We start from the raw sequence: 19,035 nt of genomic DNA, 5'->3' as shown, positions 1-19,035 counted from the left end.
AAAGTTTGCGGGATGGGCCACGAAATTCTCTGACGGATCCTCTGGTTCCCAGATCGGGCGATGCCATCGGCCTCCGACACGCGAAACCGTGATGGAGCCAAGCACCTTTCAATCTTGACTAACCCATTCATGAATTGCTACTCGGACGCACCCGCAATGCGGGCAACCCGAGGAGTCCCTTATGAAATCCCCTTTTCTTGCCCTGGCCAGCGTAGCGGCGCTTGCAATCAGCCTCACCGCCGGTCCGGCGACGGCCGAAGATGCCGGCATTATCGTCTATAACGCCCAGCATGAAAGCCTGGCCAAGGAATGGGCTGAGGGGTTCACCAAGGAAACCGGCATCAAGGTCACCTTGCGCAATGGCGGCGACAGCGACTTCTCCAACCAGATCGTCGCGGAAAGCGCCTCCTCGCCCGCCGACGTCTTCCTGACCGAGAATTCGCCGGCCATGGCGCTGGTCGAAGCCGCGGGCCTGTTCGCGCCGGTCGATGCCGGGACGCTGGCCCAGGTTCCGCAGGACTACCAGCCGTCGAGCGGCAAGTGGGTGGGCGTGGCCGCGCGCAGCACCGTCTTTGCCTACAACAAGGACAAGTTGAAGGAAGACCAGTTGCCCAAGTCGCTGCTCGACCTTGCCGATCCGAGCTGGAAGGGCCGCTGGGCCGCCTCGCCTTCGGGCGCCGATTTCCAGGCGATCGTCAGCGCCCTGCTGCAGCTCAAGGGCGAGGCCGCCACGGCCGACTGGTTGAAGGCGATGAAGGAGAACTTCACCGCCTATAAGGGCAACAGCACCGTCATGAAGGCGGTCAATGCCGGCGAGATCGAGGGCGGTGTGATCTACCACTATTACTATTTCGGCGATCAGGCCAAGACCGGCGAGAACTCCAAGAACGTGGCGCTGCATTATTTCAAGAACCAGGATCCGGGCGCCTTCGTATCGGTCTCCGGCGGTGGCGTGCTCGCCTCGAGCAAGCACCAGAAGGAGGCCCAGGCTTTCCTGAAATGGGTGACCGCCAAGGGTGGCCAGGACGTGCTGAAGGACGGAACCTCCTTCGAATACGCGGTCGGCAAGGACGCGCAGTCCAATTCGAAGCTGGTGCCGCTGGCCGATCTGCAGGCGCCGAAGGTCGACGCCGCGACGCTGAACTCCAAGAAGGTCACCGACCTGATGACGGCAGCTGGCTTGCTTTAGTTGGCTTTCGTCCTAATAAGGACACCGACCGTGCTCCCGCGGTAATCCCGCGGGAGCGTTTTGTTTTTGAGACCTGTCGATGACGACATGCTCCCTGTCCGGCCACGATCGCGGCCGCTCGATTGCCGCTGCGGCGGCAGCAACGGCCTGGCGTCTCGCGTGATGCAGTCCGCGGTAGACTTTGCGCGCACGGACCTGTCGCCGAAAATACGCCGACGGGCACGTCGTCGGGTCGCGCCGTGGATTGTCATCGCGGCCATGTCAGTCTCTCTGCTCGCCCTGGTGCCGCTCGCCTTCATCATCTGGATCGCGGTGCAGACCGGCTGGGAGACCGTCTCGGCCCTTGTCTTCCGGCCGCGCGTCGGCGAACTCCTGGTCAACACCGGACTGCTGGTGCTGCTTTCCGTGCCCATCGCCATCCTCCTGTCGGTGACGCTGGCCTGGCTGACCGAGCGCAGCGACCTGCCCGGTGCCCGGTTCTGGTCCTGGCTCTGCGTGGCGCCGCTCGCCATTCCGGCTTTCGTGCATTCCTATGCCTGGATCACCCTGGTGCCGGGGCTGCACGGTCTGTGGGCCGGCGTACTGGTCTCCGTCATTGCTTATTTTCCTTTTCTCTATCTGCCGGTTTCGGCGGCACTTCGTCGCCTCGATCCTGCCTTGGAGGACGCCGCGGCGGCCCTTGGTCTCGGACCCTGGCGCGTGTTCTGGCGTGTCGTGTTGCCGCAGCTCAGGTTAGCGATATGCGGCGGCTCGTTGCTGGTCGGACTGCACCTGCTGGCCGAATACGGTCTCTACGTCTTCATCCGCTTCGACACCTTCACGACCGCGATCGTCGACCAGTTCCAGTCGACCTTCAACGGCCCGGCCGCCAACATGCTGGCCGGCGTGCTGGTGACATGCTGCTTCATTCTTCTCGGCCTCGAAGTGCTGGTGCGCGGCGAGGAACGTTATGCCCGCGTCGGCTCCGGCGCCGCGCGGTATCAGCGGCGGATCAGCCTCGGCCGCGCCACCCTGCCCAGCCTGCTGTTGCTTGTCGTCACCACGGTGCTGGCGCTCGGCGTTCCGTTCGTGACCATCGGACGCTGGCTCGCCGCCGGCGGAGCCGACGTCTGGCGCTTCGATGAAATCGGCCTGGCGCTAGGCCAGACGCTGTTCCTGTCACTCGCCGGTGCGCTGCTTGCCACCGTCGCGGCGATGCCGATGGCCTGGATATCGATCCGCGCGCCCGGACCGTTGCAGCGCCTGCTCGAGGGCTGCAACTATATCGTCGGCTCGCTGCCGGGTGTCGTCATCGCGCTGGCACTGGTCACCATCACCGTGCGCATCGCGCTGCCGCTCTACCAGACCCTGTTCACCATCCTTGTCGCTTATGCGCTGATGTTCCTGCCGCGTGCTCTGGTCAGCCTGCGCGCGTCCATCGCCCAGGCACCGGTCGAACTCGAACGCGCCGCGTCGAGCCTCGGCCGGCATCCCCTCAACGCGCTGTGGTCAACGACAATCCGCCTCTCGGCGCCGGGCGCGGCGGCCGGCATGGCGCTGGTGGCGCTGGGCATCATGAACGAATTGACCGCGACCCAGATGCTGGCGCCGAACGGCACCCGCACGCTGGCCATGGCATTCTGGTCCTACAGCGGCGAGATCGATTATGCCTCGGCGGCCCCTTACGCCTTCATCATGGTGGCGATGTCGCTGCCCCTGACCTGGCTGCTCTATGTCCAGTCGAAGCGGATGGCCGGACGATGAGCTTTTTGGAACTCGGCAATCTGCACAAGCATTATGGCCCGGTCGCGGCCCTTGCCGGCGTTGACCTGAACGTCGCCAGCGGCAGCCGCACGGCCATCGTTGGACCTTCCGGCTGCGGCAAGACGACCTTGCTGCGGCTGATCGCCGGCTTCGAGGCGCCGGACCAGGGCCGCATCGTGCTCGACGGGCAGGTGCTGGCCAATGGCGGCGCCGCCGTCCCGGCGCATCGCCGCGGCATCGGCGTGGTGGCGCAGGACGGCGCCCTGTTCCCGCATCTGACCATCTCGGACAATATCGGCTTCGGCATGGGACGGAACGACGACAAGCGCGCCGAGCGCATCGTCGAACTCGCCTATATCGTGGGCCTGGACAAGGCGATCCTAAAACGTCGTCCGCACGAACTGTCCGGCGGCCAGCAGCAGCGCGTGGCGCTGGCCCGCGCCATGGCGATGAAGCCCAGGCTGATGCTGCTCGACGAGCCGTTCTCGGCACTCGACACCGGCCTGCGCGCCTCGATGCGCAAGGCGGTGGCCGAACTTCTGGAGGCGGCCGGCATCACCACCATCCTGGTCACGCACGACCAGGCGGAGGCATTGTCCTTCGCCAGCCAGGTGGCGGTGATGCGCGATGGAAGATTTTCCCAGGTCGGCACGCCGCGCGAACTTTATCTCAAGCCAAAGGACAGGATGATCGCCGAATTCCTCGGCGATGCCATCATCCTGCCGGCGAGCATTTCGGGCGGCTTCGCCAACTCGCCGCTCGGCCGCATCGCCGTCGACACGGCCGACAGCCGCGATATCGCCCGCATCATGCTGCGGCCGGAGCAGATCGGGCTCAAACGCACTTCGCGCGAGGGCATGTCCGGCACGCCCGACATGTTGTTCGGCGAGGTGACGGAATGCGAATTCGCCGGCTCGACATGCACGATCGCGGTGCGGCTTCTGAACAATGCCGATCCGCCGGACGCCGCCGCGATCGGCGGCACGCCGCTGATCCTGCGCAAATCCGGCATGGACGCGCCGGCGGTCGGCGAGATCGTGCGGCTGACCGTGTCGGGCAAGGCGCACGTCTTCGCCTGAAGATCTGACGGTGCCGCACCCGGGCTGCGATGGCGAGACGCGTTTTTCGGATTCGGCCGCGTAGAGCGGCCACTGCTCAACGAGGCTAGCTAGAAAATCAAAGCGCCGGCTCGGGCACTGAAGTCTTGAACACATCGAGACGGGTACCCGTCTCCGACGAGAAGAAGTGCATGTCGTCTGGCGAGATCTTCAGGCCGACGGTGCTGCCCGGCTCGGGGTGCATGGCCTCCGAGGTCATCACCGAGAACGGCGCGCCGTCGAGGTCGACATAGATCACCCGCCCCGCGCCCAGTTCCTCGACCAGATCGACAGAGGCATCGAGCGCGCCCGGCGTTCCCGGCGCCACCAGCCGGACGGCTTCCGGCCTGATGCCCATCGCAACCTTGGTGCCGACCGGCAGGCCGGCGCGAGCCATCGCCAGGCGCCGGCTGCCGCCGAGCAGCGACAGCCCGTCGAGTTCGACAGTGCCTTCAAGGATGTTCATCGCCGGCGCGCCGACGAAGGTGGCGACGAAGCGGCTGGCCGGGCGGGTGTAGATCTCACCTGGCGTGCCGACCTGCTCGACGCGTCCGCCATTCATCACCACCAGCCGGTCGGCGAGCGTCATCGCCTCGACCTGGTCGTGGGTGACGAAGACGGAGGTGGCGTTCAGCCGGCGGTGCAGCTTGCGGATCTCCGAGCGCATCTGCACGCGCAGCTTGGCGTCGAGATTGGAAAGCGGCTCGTCGAACAGGAAGACTTTCGGCTCGCGGATCATGGCGCGGCCCATGGCGACGCGCTGCCGCTGGCCACCGGAAAGCGCCATCGGCTTGCGGTCGAGCAAATGCTCGAGTTCCAGCGTGCGGGCCACCGCCTGGATGCGCTGGTTGCGCTCCGCCGAGGGAACGCCTGATACCTTCAGTGAATAGCCGATGTTCTGCGCCACGCTCATATGCGGATAGAGCGCGTAGTTCTGGAACACCATGGCGCAGCCGCGCTCGCGCGGCTCGAGCTTGTTGACGACGGTGCCGTCGATGGCGATCGTGCCGTCGGAAATCTCCTCCAGCCCGGCGATCATGCGCAGCAAGGTGGACTTGCCGCAGCCGGACGGCCCCAGGATGACGACGAATTCGCCAGAGGCGAAGTCGAGATCGACGCCATGCACGACCTGCGTCTTGGCGTAGTTCTTCTTGACGCCGCGTATTGTGATGGAGGCCATTTTTCTGTCTCCCTGCTATTTCTCGGTGGCGATCAGGCCGCGCACGAACCAGCGCTGCATCAAGACCACGACAATCATCGGCGGCACCATGATGATGAGCGTTCCGGCCATGGCAATGTGCCATTCCGGGGCGCCACCGACATTGGGGATCAGTTGCTTGAGCTCGGTCACCGCCATCGCATGCGACTGGTCGGTGGTGATCAGCAGCGGCCACAGATATTGATTCCAGGCCCACAGGAACATGATGGTTCCGAGCGCGGCCATGTTGTTGCGCGACAGCGGCAGCAGCACGTCGATGAAGAACCGCAGCGGGCCGGCACCGTCCATGCGCGCGGCCTCGGTCAATTCGTCCGGCACGGTCAGGAAGAACTGGCGATAGAGGAAGGTTCCGGTGGCGGTGGCGACAAGCGGCAGGATCAGGCCGCTATAGGAATTGAGCAGCCCCAGGCTCATCGAGACCCGCACCCCCGATACTTTCTCGATCAGCCAGGAAAGCCCGGTCAGGTCCAGAATCGTCTGATAGGGCTCGAGCACGTTGGCAACCACCGCGTAGGTCGGCACGATGCGCACTTCGAGCGGCAGCATCAGGGTGATGAAGATCAGCCAGAAGATCAGCATGCGGCCAGGATAGCGGAAGTACACGAGCGAGAAGGCAGTGAGCGCCGAGATGATCACTTTCCCCGCCGCGACGCCGAACGCCATGATGAAGCTGTTGAGCAGCTTGGGACCGAGATCGGCCGTCACCCAGGCCGTCTTGATGTTGACCCAGAAGTCACTGCCCGGCAACAGCGACATCGGCACATCGTTGACGTCCTTGAGATTGTGCGACGCGGCGATCGCCACGATGGCGAAGGGCGCGACACAGAAAACGAAGCCGGCGAACAGGATCAGATGGGTGAAGAAGTTGAGGAACGGGGTGCGCTCGACCATGTCAATATCACCTGTAATGCACGCGCCGCTCGATGAAGCGGAACTGGACGATGGTGAGGGCGACGATGAGTACCATCAGGATGATGCTCTGTGCGGCCGCGCCCGAATAGTCGAGGCCTTTGAACCCGTCGGAGTAGATCTTGTACACCATCAGATTGGTCGCATTCGCGGGTCCGCCTGATGTCATGATGTCGACGATGCCGAAGGAGTCCTGGAAGCTCTCGGTGATGTTGATGACGAGCAGGAAGAAGATCGTCGGCGTGATCAGCGGGAACTGGATATCCCAGAACCGCCTGAGGACACCGGAGCCGTCCATCGCCGCCGCCTCCATCAATGAGCGCGGGATGGCCTGGAAGGCGGCGAGGAAGAAGATGAAGTTGTAGCCGACATATTTCCAGGAAAAGGCAACGATGATCGAGGCCATTGCATCTGCGCCGTCGAGGCCTGGATCCCAGAAGCCGGGCCAGACCCGGTTGACGACGGCCATGAAGCCGGCTTCCGGCGCCAGGATAAAACGAAACGCCAGCGCCAGCGCCGGAGCGGCGATGCCATAAGGCCAGATAAGCACCACGCGATACAGCCACGAGCCGGCAAGCTGCCGATCGGTCAGGGCGGCTAGCACCAGAGCGATGACCATCGCCAGGCCGGTGCTGATGGCCGCGAAAATCAGGCTGGCGGTGATCGAGTTCCAGTAGTCGGCGTTGGACAGGATCGAGCGGAAATTGTCGAGACCGACCCAGATGTTGCCGCCACCCCAGGGTTGCTGCAGCGTCAGCGACCAGTACACCGCCTGGCCGGCCGGCCAGTAGAAGAAGGTGAAGATCAGCAACAACTGCGGCACCGCGAACAAGATACCGATCGTCGATCTGCTGAAGGTAACGCGTTTTTCCATCGGTCCGCCGAGGCCGCGGAACGGCCAGCCTAGAGCAAGATGAGATTAATACATGAAACGGCCGCCCGTCGAATCTCGCCGGGCGGCCTCGGTATAAGCTTCGCGATCAGGGCAGCGTCTTGCCCGGATAGGTCTGCTGGAAGCGGTCGAGGATGGCGTCGCCATTCTTGACCAGCGTGTCGAGGCCTTCCTGGACGCTGACCTTGTTGGCGAAGATCGCCTGCATCTGCGTGCCGAACTCGGCGCGGATCTGGGTGAAGTTGCCCAGACGCACGCCGCGGGTGATTTCGGTCGGCTCGGATGCGGTCAGGCTGGCGATCGCGGTTTCGCGGCCCTTATAGGGAGCCTTGTCGTAGAAACCCTGGGACTTCAGGTATTCGAAGCCCGACTTGGTGACCGGGATGTAACCGGTGTTGGTCGACCAGAACAGGGCGGTCTTGGGGTCGTGGATGAAGTTGAGGAACGCGGCCGCGCCCTTGTATTCGGCGTCCGACTTGCCGGAGAGCACCCACAGGGAAGCGCCACCGACCAGCGAGTTCTTACGCTCGGTTCCGGCATAGACCGGAAGTTCGGCGACATCCCAGTTCATCCCTTCCTTCTGCGTCTTGCCAACCGTGCCGTGATCGCCGACCGAGGTCATGATCACCTGGCAGGTGCCGGTCGCGAAGGCCTGGACCATGTCCTGGCCGAGATCCTTGGACTTGATCTTGATCAGGCCGGCGTCATACCACTTCTTGAGATCGGTGACGTACTGGACGAATTTGGTCTTGTTGACTTCCAGACGCGCGTCGAGGCCGTCATAGCCGTTGTTCTTGGTCGCGATCGGCTGGTTGTGGATGGCCGAGAACTGCTCCATGATCTGCCAGCTTTCGTTGGCGGAGATGTTGATCGCCATCGGGCACTCGTAGCCGGCGTCCTTCAACGCCTTGAGGTCGGCGCCGACATCTTCCCAGGTCTTCGGCGCCTCGGTCTTGCCGATCTTGGCGAAGGCGTCCTTGTTCCAGTACATCAGCGGGGTCGAGGAATTGAACGGGAAGGACAGCATCTCGCCCTTCGAGGTCGCGTAGTAACGGGCAATGCCGGGGAAATAGTCGGCGTAGTCGATCTTGTAGCCGTTTTCTTCCATCAGCTTGTCGGCGGGCTTGTAGGCGCCCGACAGCATCATTGTGGCGGTGCCGACGTCATAGACCTGAACGACGGCGGGCTGCTTGCCGGCGCGGAAGGCGGCGATGGTGTTCTGTAGCGTGGCGTCGTAATTGCCCTGGCTGGTGCAAACGACTTCATAGTCCATCTGCGAGGCGTTGAAGTTCTTGCACAGCGTGTCGACGACGCGGGCGAGGTCGCCCGAAAGGCCGAACCAGAAATCGAATTTTACCGGCTCCGCGAAGGCAGGAATCGCCAGCGCGGTGCTGAGCGCGCCTGCGGCAAGGGCAGCGAGGCCCCGCTTGATGATCGTCATGGTTTCTTCCCTCTTGAATGACTGTTGACAAGGGTCTTGCGCAAGTCCTTGCCCGCTCTCTTAGAGAAGGTATGTGACAGTTCTGTTGTGGCCTCCCGGGCCTTCTGCCAGTTGGTCTTTCCTCCCCCTCGGCGGTGGCCCCGGCATGAAAACGTCACGCCGGCGCCTTAGCTAGCTAGGGCGGCTGTCAAGGACGTAAAGGTCGTCATGGTTATCCGGCTAAAGAACGATGAAACGCTGATGCGGCAGCCGACGCACATGCCCATCGCCGATAGGCAGGCGATGCGCGGCGGCCCTCGCGACTGCGCCATATATCCGCGGCACGGGTCTCACGCGCCGCCTCGCGGCCAGCCCCTCCCGGCACTCAAAGCCAGCGGCCATTCTGCCCCAGGAGGGCACGCTGTGGTTGCAGGCGGCTTTATCGATCCTCAACGGCCAAGCCTTAATCAGTCATATTTCCTTTTTTATTTCCTGTGGGCTAGGGGGAAATAAGGTGTTGACGGTCTATAATTGCATCGTGAACCAGCACGACTTGAGACTGGTCGTACTCGCCGCGCTGATTTGCGGGATTTCCTGTTTTTCCGCTGTGAACCTGCTTCACCACATCAGCCGCTCGACGGACCGCCACCGGTTGGTCTGGCTGATGATATCGGCGACGTCGACCGGGTTCGGAATCTGGGCCACGCATTTCATCGCCATGCTTGCCTTCACGCCGGGCATCCCCAGCGCCTACGATCCGGGGCTTTCCGTGCTCTCGCTCGCCGCCTCGGTCGCACTGACGGCGGCTGGCATGTGGATCGCCACCTTGCGGGACGAGATCGATTACCATCTCGTCGGCGGCGCCGTTCTGGGTGGCGGCATCGCAGCCATGCACTATGTCGGCATGGCGGCGTTCGAGGTCCAGGGCCGGATCGAATGGAACCTGCTGCTTGTCGCCGTGTCCTTGCTGGCCGGCGCGACGCTTGCGGCAATGGCGCTGCACGTCGTTCTGCGCCGCCCCTCCCTGTCGGCCACATCGGCCGGCGCCGTATTGCTGACACTGGCGATCTGCACCTTGCATTTCATCGGCATGGGTGCGGTCTCGATCTATCCCGATTCCTCTATCGTCATATCCGAATACACGATCGAGCCGACGTCGCAGGCTTTCGCGGCCGCGGCCGCCACGCTGGTGATCCTGGTGCTGTCGGCATCGGCGCTGTGGATCGATCTGCGCTTCCGGCGCCAGAAACTCGAGGTCGACCGCATGCACGGCCTGGCCAATGCGGCCGTGGAAGGCCTGATCGTCTGCGACGGCAGCCGCATCGTCAGCGCCAATGACAGCATGGGCAAGCTGACCGGCACGCCGGCAACGACGCTGAACGGTATGGAACTGGGCGAACTTTTCGACGAACGCGCCGCATTCGACGCGACCAGTCTGGAGGGCCAGCCGCGGGAGGCGGAGCTGAGGGGCCGCGATGGGACCAGAATTCCCGTCGAATTGATCGCCAGGAGCATCGACTATTGCGGCAAGCCGCACAACGTCATCGCCGTGCGCGACATACGCGAACGCAGGAAGGCCGAAGAGGAAATCCTTCGCCTTGCCCATTTCGATCCGCTGACGGGCCTTGCCAATCGCCGCTCCTTCTCCAGCCGTCTCGAAGCCGAAATCGCCTCCATGAACCGTGTCGCGACCAACGACGCGAGCGCCAAAGGCCGGCATCTTGCGCTTCTGCTGCTCGACCTCGACCGCTTCAAGGAGGTGAACGACCTCTACGGCCACGGCGCGGGCGATGCCATGTTGCAGAAGGTGGCAAGCTGCGCGTCCGGTGTTTTGCGCCACGGTCAGATGCTTGCACGCCTGGGCGGCGACGAATTCGCCATCATCGCCCCCAACCTCCCGGACCCGCAGGCGGCGGGCCGCATCGCCAATGCGGTGCTTGCCGCCATGCGCGAGGAAAACCGGGCAGCTGTCGGCGGCGGTCTGGTCTCGGCCAGCATCGGCATCGCGGTCTATCCGCTCGATGCCGAGGACCAGACGAGCCTGATCAGCCATGCCGATACGGCACTCTACCGGGCCAAGACCGAAGGCAGGGACACCTATCGCTATTTCGAGGCCTCGATGGGCGCCGAGGCCCGCGACAAGCGCGTGATGGAACATGAATTGCGCCAGGCCGTCGTGCGCGGTGAATTCTACCTCGTCTACCAGCCGCAGAAGGAGATCAGCAGCGGCAGGATGGTTGGCTTCGAGGCCCTGATCCGCTGGCGCCATCCTGAGCGCGGCGAGGTTTCCCCGGCCATTTTCATCCCGGTGGCCGAGGACAGCGGTGCGATCGGCCAGATCGGCGATTGGGTGCTCGAAGCGGCCTGCGAGGAAGCCGCGCGCTGGGAAAACCCGCTGACGGTCGCTGTCAACGTCTCCGCGGTCCAGCTCCACAATCCCAATTTCAGCCGCAAGGTCCACGAGACCTTGATGAAGACGGGCCTTGCCCCGACCAGACTGGAACTCGAGATCACCGAGACCGCGCTGGTGAAGGACATGCCGCGTGCGCTGGCAACCTTGCGCCAGGTCAAGTCGCTCGGCGTGCGCGTGGCCATGGATGATTTCGGGACCGGCTATTCCTCCCTCTCCAACCTGCGCGCCTTTCCCTTCGACAAGATCAAGATCGACGCCTCCTTCATCAAGGCGGTCGACACGAACGGCCAGGTCGCGGCGATCGTGCGCGCGGTGCTTGGGCTGGGGCGCGGCCTTGGCCTGCCGGTCCTGGCCGAAGGCGTCGAGACGCTTGGCGAGTTGAAGTTCCTGGACGCCGAGGCTTGTGAGATCGGCCAGGGCTACTATCTCGGCAAGCCGGCGCCGATCGAGGCGTTCGACGACCTGACCGGCCACGGCAAGCGCACTCCGGTGCCTGTTGGCCGTCAGGATGGCGGCCTCGTGCTGCTCAACCCAAAGGTGCGCTCGGCCTAGCCTGGGGAAAGCGCTACGCGCTTTTCCATTTGCGTGTCCTGCATTTGCTTGGGTTTACGATCCGAGCGCCGTCTCGACCAGCCGCTTGGCGTCCGGCCCCGACCATTCGGCCGGGCCGTTCATATGGGCGATCAGGCAGCCCTCGCCGTCGATGAGCATGGTGACGGGCAGGCCGAGCGCCAGCCCGCGCGTCTTGAGCTCGTTGAACAGCGTCATCGTCGAATCCCGGTAGTAGCCGAGCGTATGCACACCGGTATCGGCGAGAAACTTCTTCGGCTTCACGTCGTCGCCGGCATCGACATTGACGGCGACGACCTGAAAGGCGTCGCTGCCTTTCTCCTTCTGCAGCGCATCGAGCGCCGGCATTTCGGCACGGCATGGCGCGCACCATGTCGCCCAGAGATTGAGCAGCACCGTCTTGCCGGCATGATCGGCGATCGTCATCGGCTTGCCGTCCGGACCGTTGAAGGCAAGGCTTCGCATCGACTGCGGCGGGTCGGCCGGCAAAAGCGCCGCGACCTCACCGGTGGCCGCGGCCGCGACCTTTTTGGCGCGCTCGCTCTTGGCGGTGCAGGCGACATCGTCCTTGCTCTCGCCGGCGGCCGCCTGGGCCGGTGCGTTGTTGCCAGACCGGCTCTCGCTGACATATACCGCGACCGCGCCGGCCAGCGCTCCCGCCACCAAAGCGGCGAGGATCAGGCGCGGGGCCGGGAAAAATCTGTTTCCGTCTGCCATTTTCTCAAAACTGCTCCGAAGCACGGGTTATAGCCATGAGCGACAAGAAGACCAGCAACCAGATGTGGGGCGGACGATTTGCCTCGGGTCCGGCCGCGATCATGGAAGCCATCAACGCGTCGATCTCGTTCGACCGCAAACTCTATGCCCAGGACATAAGAGGCTCGATCGCCCATAGCGAGATGCTGGCGCAAACGGGCATTATTTCGGCGGCCGATCAAGAAAAAATCGCGCACGGGCTGAACACGATCCTGAAAGAGATCGAAGCCGGCAGCTTCGAGTTTTCGACGAAGCTGGAAGACATCCACATGAATGTCGAGGCCCGCCTCGCCGACCTGATCGGTCCTTCTGCCGGCCGGCTTCACACCGCCCGCTCGCGCAACGACCAGGTGGCTGTCGATCTGAGGCTCTGGGTCAAGGACGAGTGCTTTCGCGTCGCCGAAGCCCTGAAAGGGCTGATCCAGGCCCTGCTGGAACGGGCCGAGGAACATGCGGCGACCGTGATGCCGGGCTTCACCCATATGCAGGCGGCGCAGCCGGTAACTTTCGGCCATCATTGCATGGCCTATGTCGAGATGTTTTCGCGCGACCTCTCGCGCGTCCGGGACGCCATCGAACGGATGGACGAGAGCCCGCTGGGTGCTGCCGCCCTCGCCGGCACCAGCTTCCCGATCGACCGTCATGCGACCGCCAAGGCGCTTGGCTTCCGCGAGCCGATGCGCAATTCGCTGGACAGCGTCTCCGACCGCGATTTCGCGCTGGAATTCCTCGCCATGGCCGCGATCTGCGCCACGCACCTGTCGCGGCTGGCCGAGGAAATCATCATCTGGTCGACGCCGCAATTCGGCTTCATCAGGCTGTCGGATAGTTTTTCCACCGGCTCCTCGATCATGCCGCAGAAGAAGAACCCGGACGCCGCCGAACTGGTGCGCGGCAAGACCGGCCGCGTCAACGGCCATCTGGTCGGCCTGCTGACGGTGATGAAGGGCATGCCTTTGACCTATGGCAAGGATATGCAGGAAGACAAGGAATCGGTCTTCGACGCCGCCGAGACGCTCGACCTGATGCTGGCCGCGACGACCGGCATGGTCTCGGACATGACGGTCAATGCGGCGGCGATGAAGAAGGCCGCCGGCTCCGGCCACGCCACCGCCACCGACCTCGCCGATTGGCTGGTGCGCACGCTCGGCCTGCCGTTCCGCGAGGCGCATCATGTCACCGGCCGCGCGGTGGCGCTGGCCGAAGACAAGAGGGTGAGCCTGGAGAAGCTTTCGCTGGAGGATCTCCAATCGATCAACCCCGGCATCACACCAGACATTTTCTCGGTGCTGGCGGTGCAGAATTCGGTCAAGAGCCGCACAAGCTTCGGCGGCACCGCGCCGTCGGAAGTGAGGAAGCAGATTCGCGCCTGGAAAAAGCGTATCGCCAAGGCGTAATGCCGGATATTACGACAAGCAATATCTGGATATTGCGACCAGCAATTCCGGGGTGCAATACGCCGAGAACTCGGCTAAAAGCGGCGGCTGGCAAAAGTTTCGGACGGATGGATCGATGACCGGAAGCAGGATTTTGGTGACGCTGACGCTTCTGGCTGCGATGGCCGCTGTGACCGCCTGCGGCCGCAAGGCTGGTCTCGACACCCCCTACGAGGCTGCCGTCCAAGCGCGCAAGGACGCCGAAAAGGCCCACCAGCCGGTGCCGCCGGAACCGGAAAAACCGGTCGTGGACAAGAAGTTCATCCTCGACCCGCTGATCTAGCGCCCGCCAACTTCCGGAACCACTCTCGTGAACCATTTCGACTACCGCGACGGCGTGCTGCATGCCGAGGACGTGGCAATCCCTGATATCGCCGCGCAGGTCGGCACGCCGTTCTACTGCTATTCGACGGCGACCCTGACCAGGCACTACCGTGTCTTCACCAAGGCCTTTGCCGGTCTCGACACGCTGGTCTGCTACGCCATGAAGGCCAATTCCAACCAGGCGGTGCTGCGCACCCTGGCCAAGCTTGGCGCCGGCGCCGACGTGGTCTCGGAAGGCGAATTGCGCCGGGCACTGGCCGCCGGCGTCCCAGCCGGCAAGATCCTGTTCTCGGGTGTCGGCAAGACGGCGCGCGAAATGGACTTCGCGCTCGAGGCCGGCATCCTCTGCTTCAACGTCGAATCCGAGCCGGAACTCGAACTCCTGTCGGCCCGCGCCTCGACGCTCGGCAAGGTGGCGCCGGTGTCGCTGCGCATCAATCCCGATGTCGACGCCAGGACCCACAAGAAGATCTCAACCGGCAAGGCCGAGAACAAGTTCGGCATTCCGTGGCAGCGGGCGCGCCAGGTCTATGCCCGTGCGGCAACGCTCCCGGGTATCAAGGTCACCGGCATCGACACCCATATCGGCAGCCAGATCACGGAACTGCAGCCTTTCGACGACGCTTTTGCCTTGCTGGTCGACCTGGTCGGTGCGTTGCGCGCCGACGGCCATGCCATCGACCATGTCGATCTCGGCGGCGGCCTCGGTATACCCTACCGCGTCGACAACAACCCGCCCCCCTTGCCCGACGCCTATGCGCAGATCGTGCGCAAGCATGTCACCAAGCTGGGTATGAAGGTGATGTTCGAGCCGGGCCGGCTGATCGTCGGCAATGCCGGCATCCTGGTCTCGGAAGTCATTTTCGTGAAGGAGGGCGACGCCAAGAACTTCCTCGTCGTCGACGCCGCCATGAACGACCTGATCCGGCCGACGCTCTACGATGCCTTCCACGAGATCAGGCCGGTCGTCCAGCCACCGGCCGACACGCCGCGCATGATGGTCGATGTGGTCGGCCAGGTCTGCGAGACCGGGGACTATCTCGGCCTCGACCGCGACCTGCCGAGACTGAAGGCCGGCGATCTCGTCGCCGTTTCCACCGCCGGTGCCTATGGCGCGGTCCAGGCCGGCACCTACAACACCCGCCTGCTGGTACCCGAGGTGCTGGTCGACGGCGACCGTTTCCATATCGTGCGTCCGCGGCTGACCTATGACGATTTGATCGGGCTGGATTCGATGCCAGACTGGCTGGCATAAGCCGGTATCTCTACACGAGGAGAAAGTCATGCCGCAGAGCAGCCCGGTCACACGCGAGATCATTGCCGCGATGGAACCGCGCATCCGCCCCTATATCAGGCACACGCCGGTGCTGCGCGTCGACATGGCCGATTTCGACCGCCCGCCTCTGGCGGTCGATCTCAAGCTCGAATGCCTGCAGCATTCCGGCTCGTTCAAGGCGCGCGGCGCCTTCACCAATCTCCTGGAGCGGCCGGTTCCCGAGGCCGGCGTCGTCGCCGCGTCTGGCGGCAATCATGGCGCCGCCGTCGCCTATGCCGCCATGCGGCTTGGCCATAAGGCGACCATCTTCGTTCCTGAAGTGAGCCCGCAGGCCAAGCTGGACCGCATTCGCGGCTATGGCGCCGACCTCGTCGTCGGCGGCGCCCGCTATGCCGAGGCGCTGGCCGCCAGCGAGCGTTTCGCCGAGGAAACCGGAGCCTTGCAGATCCACGCCTTCAACCAGCAGGAAACGCTGGTCGGCCAGGGCACGCTTGGGCTCGAGATCGAGAACGACCTGCCTGAGATCGACACGCTGCTGGTCGCCGTCGGCGGCGGCGGCCTGATCGGCGGCATCGCCGCCTGGTATGCGGGCCGCATCCGCATCGTCGCCATCGAACCCGAGGGCGCGCCGACGCTTCATCGCGCCTTCGAGGCCGGCCATCCTGTCGACGCGCCGGCCGAAGGCATCGCCGCCGATTCGCTGGCGCCAAAGCGCGTCGGCGAAATGATGTTCCCGATCGCCGAGGCCTTCGTGGAACGCTCCATCCTGGTCAGCGACGACGACATCATCGCCGCCCAGAAGGCGCTCTGGAACCGCGTGCGCATCATCTCGGAGCCGGGTGGTGCCGCGGCCTTCGCCGCGATCCTGTCCGGCCGCTACGCGCCGGCGCCGGGCGAACGGGTGGCCGTTCTGGTCTGCGGCGCCAACGCAAACCCCGCCAATTTCTGATCGCAACCATTGCGGCCGGCTTCACGTTTTTTCAAACCGCCTCGCCTTTGCCGTGTTTGCTGGTATTCTTCGAGTCGCGGGGCTTGGGCTATCCTGCCCGCCCTACGGCATGATCCCGAAAAATGGTATCCCGTTTTCGGGAACGGATCATGCCCAGAAAAGATAGAGCCCCATCCTAGGGTTTCGGGATGGAACCGGCTTTGGGAAGGGCCGATGACGCAACGACCCATCTTCAGCAACGACCGCGGCCTGGCCGGACGCCTTGCCTTGAGCCGGCTGGCGACGCGGGTCTCGATGACGGTCGAGCGTGGCTGGCCGCTGCTGCTCCCGCTCATCATTGTCGTCGCCCTCTTCCTCAGCGCCTCCTGGTTCGGCATTTTCCCCCGGCTGCCGGATGTCGTGCGCATCGGCCTTCTCGCCCTGTTCGGCCTCGCAGGGCTGGCCACGCTCTATCCGCTGCGCTTTTTCCGCATGCCTGCCGCGGCCGAGATCGATCGCCGCATCGAGGCCGCCAACAAACTGCTGCACAGCCCCGTACAGGTGCAGGGCGACCGGCCCAGCGGCCAGGAAAGCAGTTTCTCGCAGGCGCTCTGGCGCGAGCATCAGAAGCGCATGGCTGGAAAGCTCGACAGTCTCGGCGCCGACCTGCCGCGCACGCGCGTGCCGGAGCGCGACCCCTGGGGACTGCGCGCCGTGGCGGCGCTGCTGCTCGTCACCGCCTTCGCCTTCTCCTTCGGACCGACCGGTGGCCGGCTGAGCGACGGGTTCAGCGCGCACGACAGGCTCGACATCCTGCCGCCGCGCATCGACGCCTGGGTGACGCCGCCGGCCTATACCGGCAAACCGCCGGTTTTCCTGACCGCCGATGCCAACCAGGCGACGCCGACCTTCACCATTCCGGAAGGCAGCGATGTGTCGCTACGCGTGACCGGTGGATCGGGGGAAGAAACGCTTTCCTATGCAGACAAGGACGGCAACGCACGCGCCATCGACCCGTCCGTCCCGCAAGCCGCCGCCACGGCCAAGCCGGCCGCAAGCCCGACACCGTCCAATGTGCGCCAATTCACCGGCAAGCTGACTGGCGACGGCACGCTGACGCTGAAATCGGGCGACGATCAGCTTGGCCGCTGGGCCTTCGCCGTGCTGCCGGACAAGCCCCCGCAAATCCGCTTCGTCGGCGAGCCCAAGCGCGCCGCCAACGGCGCCTTCGAGCTCAACTACCAGATCGACGACGACTACGGCGCCGCCACCGCCAAGGCGGTCTTCGCGCTGGCCGATCCGCAGGCGCCAGGTGCTCATCCGCTCTATGGCCCGCCCGAGATGCCGCTGTCGCTGCCGCGCCGTGGCGGCAAGTCGAACGCCGCCAAGACCACCAAGGACCTGACCGAGCATGTCTGGGCCGGCAGCAGCATCAAGCTGACGCTCGTCGCCACCGACGACGCCGGACACACCGCGTCCAGCGAGACCAAGACGCTCGTAATGCCCGAGCGCCCGTTCGCCAACCCGCTGGCGCGCGCGGTGATCGAACAGCGCCGCCTGCTGGCGCTCGACGCCAACGCCAAGCCGCGCGTGCTCGACCTGATGGATGCCATCACGCTGCGGCCGGAAGATACGTTCGACAATATGTCCCATTATCTCGCCATCATGAGCGCGATGAGCCGGCTGAAACTGGCCGGGAATGACGATCAGTTGCGCGGCGAGGTGGCCTATCTCTGGGAAATCGCGCTCGGCATCGAGGAGGGCAACCTGTCGGCGGCCGAAAAGCGGCTGCGCCAGGCGCAGCAGGCGCTGCAGGATGCCATCAAGAACGGCGCCAGCGACGCCGAGATCGAGAAGGCGATGAAGGAACTGCGCGAGGCGATGAACCAGTTCCTGCAGGAATTCGCCGAACGCGCCAAGCAGAACCCGAATGCACCACAGATGCAGCAGAATGGCCAGGAACTGCGCCAGAGCGACATCGACCGCATGATGGACCAGATCGAGAACCTGGCGAAATCGGGCGATCGCGACAAGGCCCAGCAATTGCTGTCGCAACTGCAAGACATGATGAACAACCTCCAGGCCGGCCGCCAGCAGCAGGGCGGTGAGCAGGACAGCCAGATGCGCCAGCAGATGGACAAGCTCGGCGAGATCCTGCGGCGCCAGCAGGAAATGATGAACGACACCTTCCGCATGGACCAGATGCAGCGCGGCGAGCGCCAGCGTGGCCAGAATCGCGACGAGCAACTTGGCCAGAACGGTGAGCAAGGCCAATCGGGCGAAAACGGCAAGCCTGGCGAGAATGGCGAACCAAAGCCGATGACGCCGCAGGAATTCGCCGATGCGCTGAAGCAGCTGCAGGAAGGCCAGGGCCAGCTGAAAGGCGATCTCGAGCAGCTGAAGAAAGGCCTCGAAGGCATGGGCATGGAACCCAATGAAGGATTTGGCGAGGCCGGCAAATCCATGGGCAGCGCCGAACAGGCGCTTGGCGAGGGCCAGGGCGACGAAGCCGTCGGCCACCAGGGCCGGGCGCTCGAGGCGCTGCGCAAGGGCGCCAAGGACATGATGAAGCAGATGCAGGCCATGCAGGGCGACCAGGGCGGCAGCCAGCAAGGCGGCCGCCAGCAGGACGCCGATCGCGACCCGCTCGGCCGGCCGCGCGCCAGCCAGGGTCCTGATTTCGGCGACTCGGTGAAAGTGCCCGACGAGATCGACGTCCAGCGCGCGCGCCAGATCCTGGAAGCGATCCGCAAGCGGCTGGGCAACGCGCTCAGCCCCGATATCGAGCGCAGCTATCTGGAACGGCTGCTGGAGCTGAAGTAGCGATCGCCGTCCCCCATCCGCTACTCCCGAACGGTTGCAA

14 protein-coding genes are annotated in these 19,035 nt (G+C 64.4%); 9 read left to right on the top strand and 5 right to left on the bottom strand.

Annotated elements, in window-relative coordinates:
- The first annotated feature begins 181 nt into the window (after positions 1-181).
- The 3 genes from FJ948_RS23125 to FJ948_RS23115 all read left to right on the top strand — a co-directional run bounded on the left by FJ948_RS23125 (position 182) and on the right by FJ948_RS23115 (position 4,011).
- Positions 182-1,189, top strand: coding sequence for an iron ABC transporter substrate-binding protein (locus FJ948_RS23125; RefSeq protein ID WP_140708482.1), 1,008 nt, complete (start codon positions 182-184; stop codon positions 1,187-1,189).
- A 162-nt stretch (positions 1,190-1,351) separates the two neighbouring features.
- Positions 1,352-2,932, top strand: coding sequence for an iron ABC transporter permease (locus FJ948_RS23120; protein ID WP_181173782.1), 1,581 nt, complete (start codon positions 1,352-1,354; stop codon positions 2,930-2,932).
- Positions 2,929-4,011: an ABC transporter ATP-binding protein gene (locus FJ948_RS23115; protein ID WP_140708478.1), complete on the top strand. Its 1,083-nt coding sequence runs from the start codon at positions 2,929-2,931 to the stop codon at positions 4,009-4,011. The genes FJ948_RS23120 and FJ948_RS23115 overlap by 4 nt, the downstream gene beginning before the upstream one ends.
- A gap of 97 nt (positions 4,012-4,108) precedes the next feature.
- On the opposite strand, the gene FJ948_RS23110 is transcribed toward FJ948_RS23115, so the two are convergent.
- The 4 genes from FJ948_RS23110 to FJ948_RS23095 form a co-directional block, all read right to left on the bottom strand.
- The gene (locus FJ948_RS23110) at positions 4,109-5,209 is read right to left on the bottom strand and encodes a sn-glycerol-3-phosphate import ATP-binding protein UgpC (RefSeq protein WP_140708476.1); all 1,101 of its coding nucleotides are present in this window, start codon (positions 5,207-5,209) and stop codon (positions 4,109-4,111) included.
- A 15-nt stretch (positions 5,210-5,224) separates the two neighbouring features.
- Positions 5,225-6,139: an ABC transporter permease subunit gene (locus tag FJ948_RS23105; RefSeq protein WP_140708474.1), complete on the bottom strand. Its 915-nt coding sequence runs from the start codon at positions 6,137-6,139 to the stop codon at positions 5,225-5,227.
- A 7-nt stretch (positions 6,140-6,146) separates the two neighbouring features.
- Complete coding sequence (locus tag FJ948_RS23100; RefSeq protein WP_140708472.1) at positions 6,147-7,031, bottom strand: sugar ABC transporter permease; 885 nt, start codon at positions 7,029-7,031, stop codon at positions 6,147-6,149.
- A 106-nt stretch (positions 7,032-7,137) separates the two neighbouring features.
- A complete protein-coding gene (locus FJ948_RS23095) occupies positions 7,138-8,490 on the bottom strand; it encodes an extracellular solute-binding protein (protein ID WP_140708470.1) in 1,353 nt (450 codons plus the stop codon).
- A 493-nt stretch (positions 8,491-8,983) separates the two neighbouring features.
- Between FJ948_RS23095 and FJ948_RS23090 the strand changes: the two genes are divergently transcribed.
- Entirely contained in the window at positions 8,984-11,434 is a 2,451-nt protein-coding gene (locus FJ948_RS23090; protein WP_140708468.1) for an EAL domain-containing protein, read from the top strand.
- 54 nt (positions 11,435-11,488) lie between these two features.
- Here FJ948_RS23090 and FJ948_RS23085 read toward each other — a convergent pair whose 3' ends face one another.
- Positions 11,489-12,169, bottom strand: a complete 681-nt coding sequence (locus FJ948_RS23085) for a TlpA disulfide reductase family protein (RefSeq protein WP_140708466.1) — start codon at positions 12,167-12,169, stop codon at positions 11,489-11,491.
- A 35-nt stretch (positions 12,170-12,204) separates the two neighbouring features.
- Between FJ948_RS23085 and argH the strand changes: the two genes are divergently transcribed.
- The 5 genes from argH (at position 12,205) to FJ948_RS23060 (ending at position 18,995) form a co-directional block, all read left to right on the top strand.
- A complete protein-coding gene (gene argH, locus FJ948_RS23080; protein ID WP_140708464.1) occupies positions 12,205-13,605 on the top strand; it encodes an argininosuccinate lyase in 1,401 nt (466 codons plus the stop codon).
- A 115-nt stretch (positions 13,606-13,720) separates the two neighbouring features.
- On the top strand, positions 13,721-13,927 hold the full coding sequence (locus FJ948_RS23075; RefSeq protein ID WP_140708462.1) for a hypothetical protein: 207 nt from the start codon (positions 13,721-13,723) through the stop codon (positions 13,925-13,927).
- A gap of 27 nt (positions 13,928-13,954) precedes the next feature.
- Positions 13,955-15,223 (top strand): diaminopimelate decarboxylase, encoded by a 1,269-nt coding sequence (gene lysA, locus FJ948_RS23070; protein WP_140708460.1) that lies wholly within the window; start codon positions 13,955-13,957, stop codon positions 15,221-15,223.
- A gap of 28 nt (positions 15,224-15,251) precedes the next feature.
- Positions 15,252-16,193: a threonine/serine dehydratase gene (locus tag FJ948_RS23065; RefSeq protein WP_140708458.1), complete on the top strand. Its 942-nt coding sequence runs from the start codon at positions 15,252-15,254 to the stop codon at positions 16,191-16,193.
- Positions 16,194-16,406: 213 nt separating this feature from the next.
- Complete coding sequence (locus FJ948_RS23060) at positions 16,407-18,995, top strand: TIGR02302 family protein (RefSeq protein ID WP_140708456.1); 2,589 nt, start codon at positions 16,407-16,409, stop codon at positions 18,993-18,995.
- Positions 18,996-19,035 lie beyond the last annotated feature (40 nt).

The organism is Mesorhizobium sp. B2-3-12 (assembly GCF_006442205.1).
Lineage (GTDB): Bacteria > Pseudomonadota > Alphaproteobacteria > Rhizobiales > Rhizobiaceae > Mesorhizobium.
The sequence above is the reverse complement of the archived record's forward strand: the minus strand, read 5'-3'. Positions and strand labels throughout refer to the sequence as shown.

Coding starts and splice junctions, on each gene's coding strand:
- FJ948_RS23125 (WP_140708482.1), top strand. CDS start 182: ATGAAATCCCCTTTTCTTGCCCTGGCCAGCGTAGCGGCGCTTGCAATC.
- FJ948_RS23120 (WP_181173782.1), top strand. CDS start 1,352: ATGCAGTCCGCGGTAGACTTTGCGCGCACGGACCTGTCGCCGAAAATA.
- FJ948_RS23115 (WP_140708478.1), top strand. CDS start 2,929: ATGAGCTTTTTGGAACTCGGCAATCTGCACAAGCATTATGGCCCGGTC.
- FJ948_RS23110 (WP_140708476.1), bottom strand. CDS start 5,209: ATGGCCTCCATCACAATACGCGGCGTCAAGAAGAACTACGCCAAGACG.
- FJ948_RS23105 (WP_140708474.1), bottom strand. CDS start 6,139: ATGGTCGAGCGCACCCCGTTCCTCAACTTCTTCACCCATCTGATCCTG.
- FJ948_RS23100 (WP_140708472.1), bottom strand. CDS start 7,031: ATGGAAAAACGCGTTACCTTCAGCAGATCGACGATCGGTATCTTGTTC.
- FJ948_RS23095 (WP_140708470.1), bottom strand. CDS start 8,490: ATGACGATCATCAAGCGGGGCCTCGCTGCCCTTGCCGCAGGCGCGCTC.
- FJ948_RS23085 (WP_140708466.1), bottom strand. CDS start 12,169: ATGGCAGACGGAAACAGATTTTTCCCGGCCCCGCGCCTGATCCTCGCC.
- argH (WP_140708464.1), top strand. CDS start 12,205: ATGAGCGACAAGAAGACCAGCAACCAGATGTGGGGCGGACGATTTGCC.
- FJ948_RS23075 (WP_140708462.1), top strand. CDS start 13,721: ATGACCGGAAGCAGGATTTTGGTGACGCTGACGCTTCTGGCTGCGATG.
- FJ948_RS23065 (WP_140708458.1), top strand. CDS start 15,252: ATGCCGCAGAGCAGCCCGGTCACACGCGAGATCATTGCCGCGATGGAA.
- FJ948_RS23060 (WP_140708456.1), top strand. CDS start 16,407: ATGACGCAACGACCCATCTTCAGCAACGACCGCGGCCTGGCCGGACGC.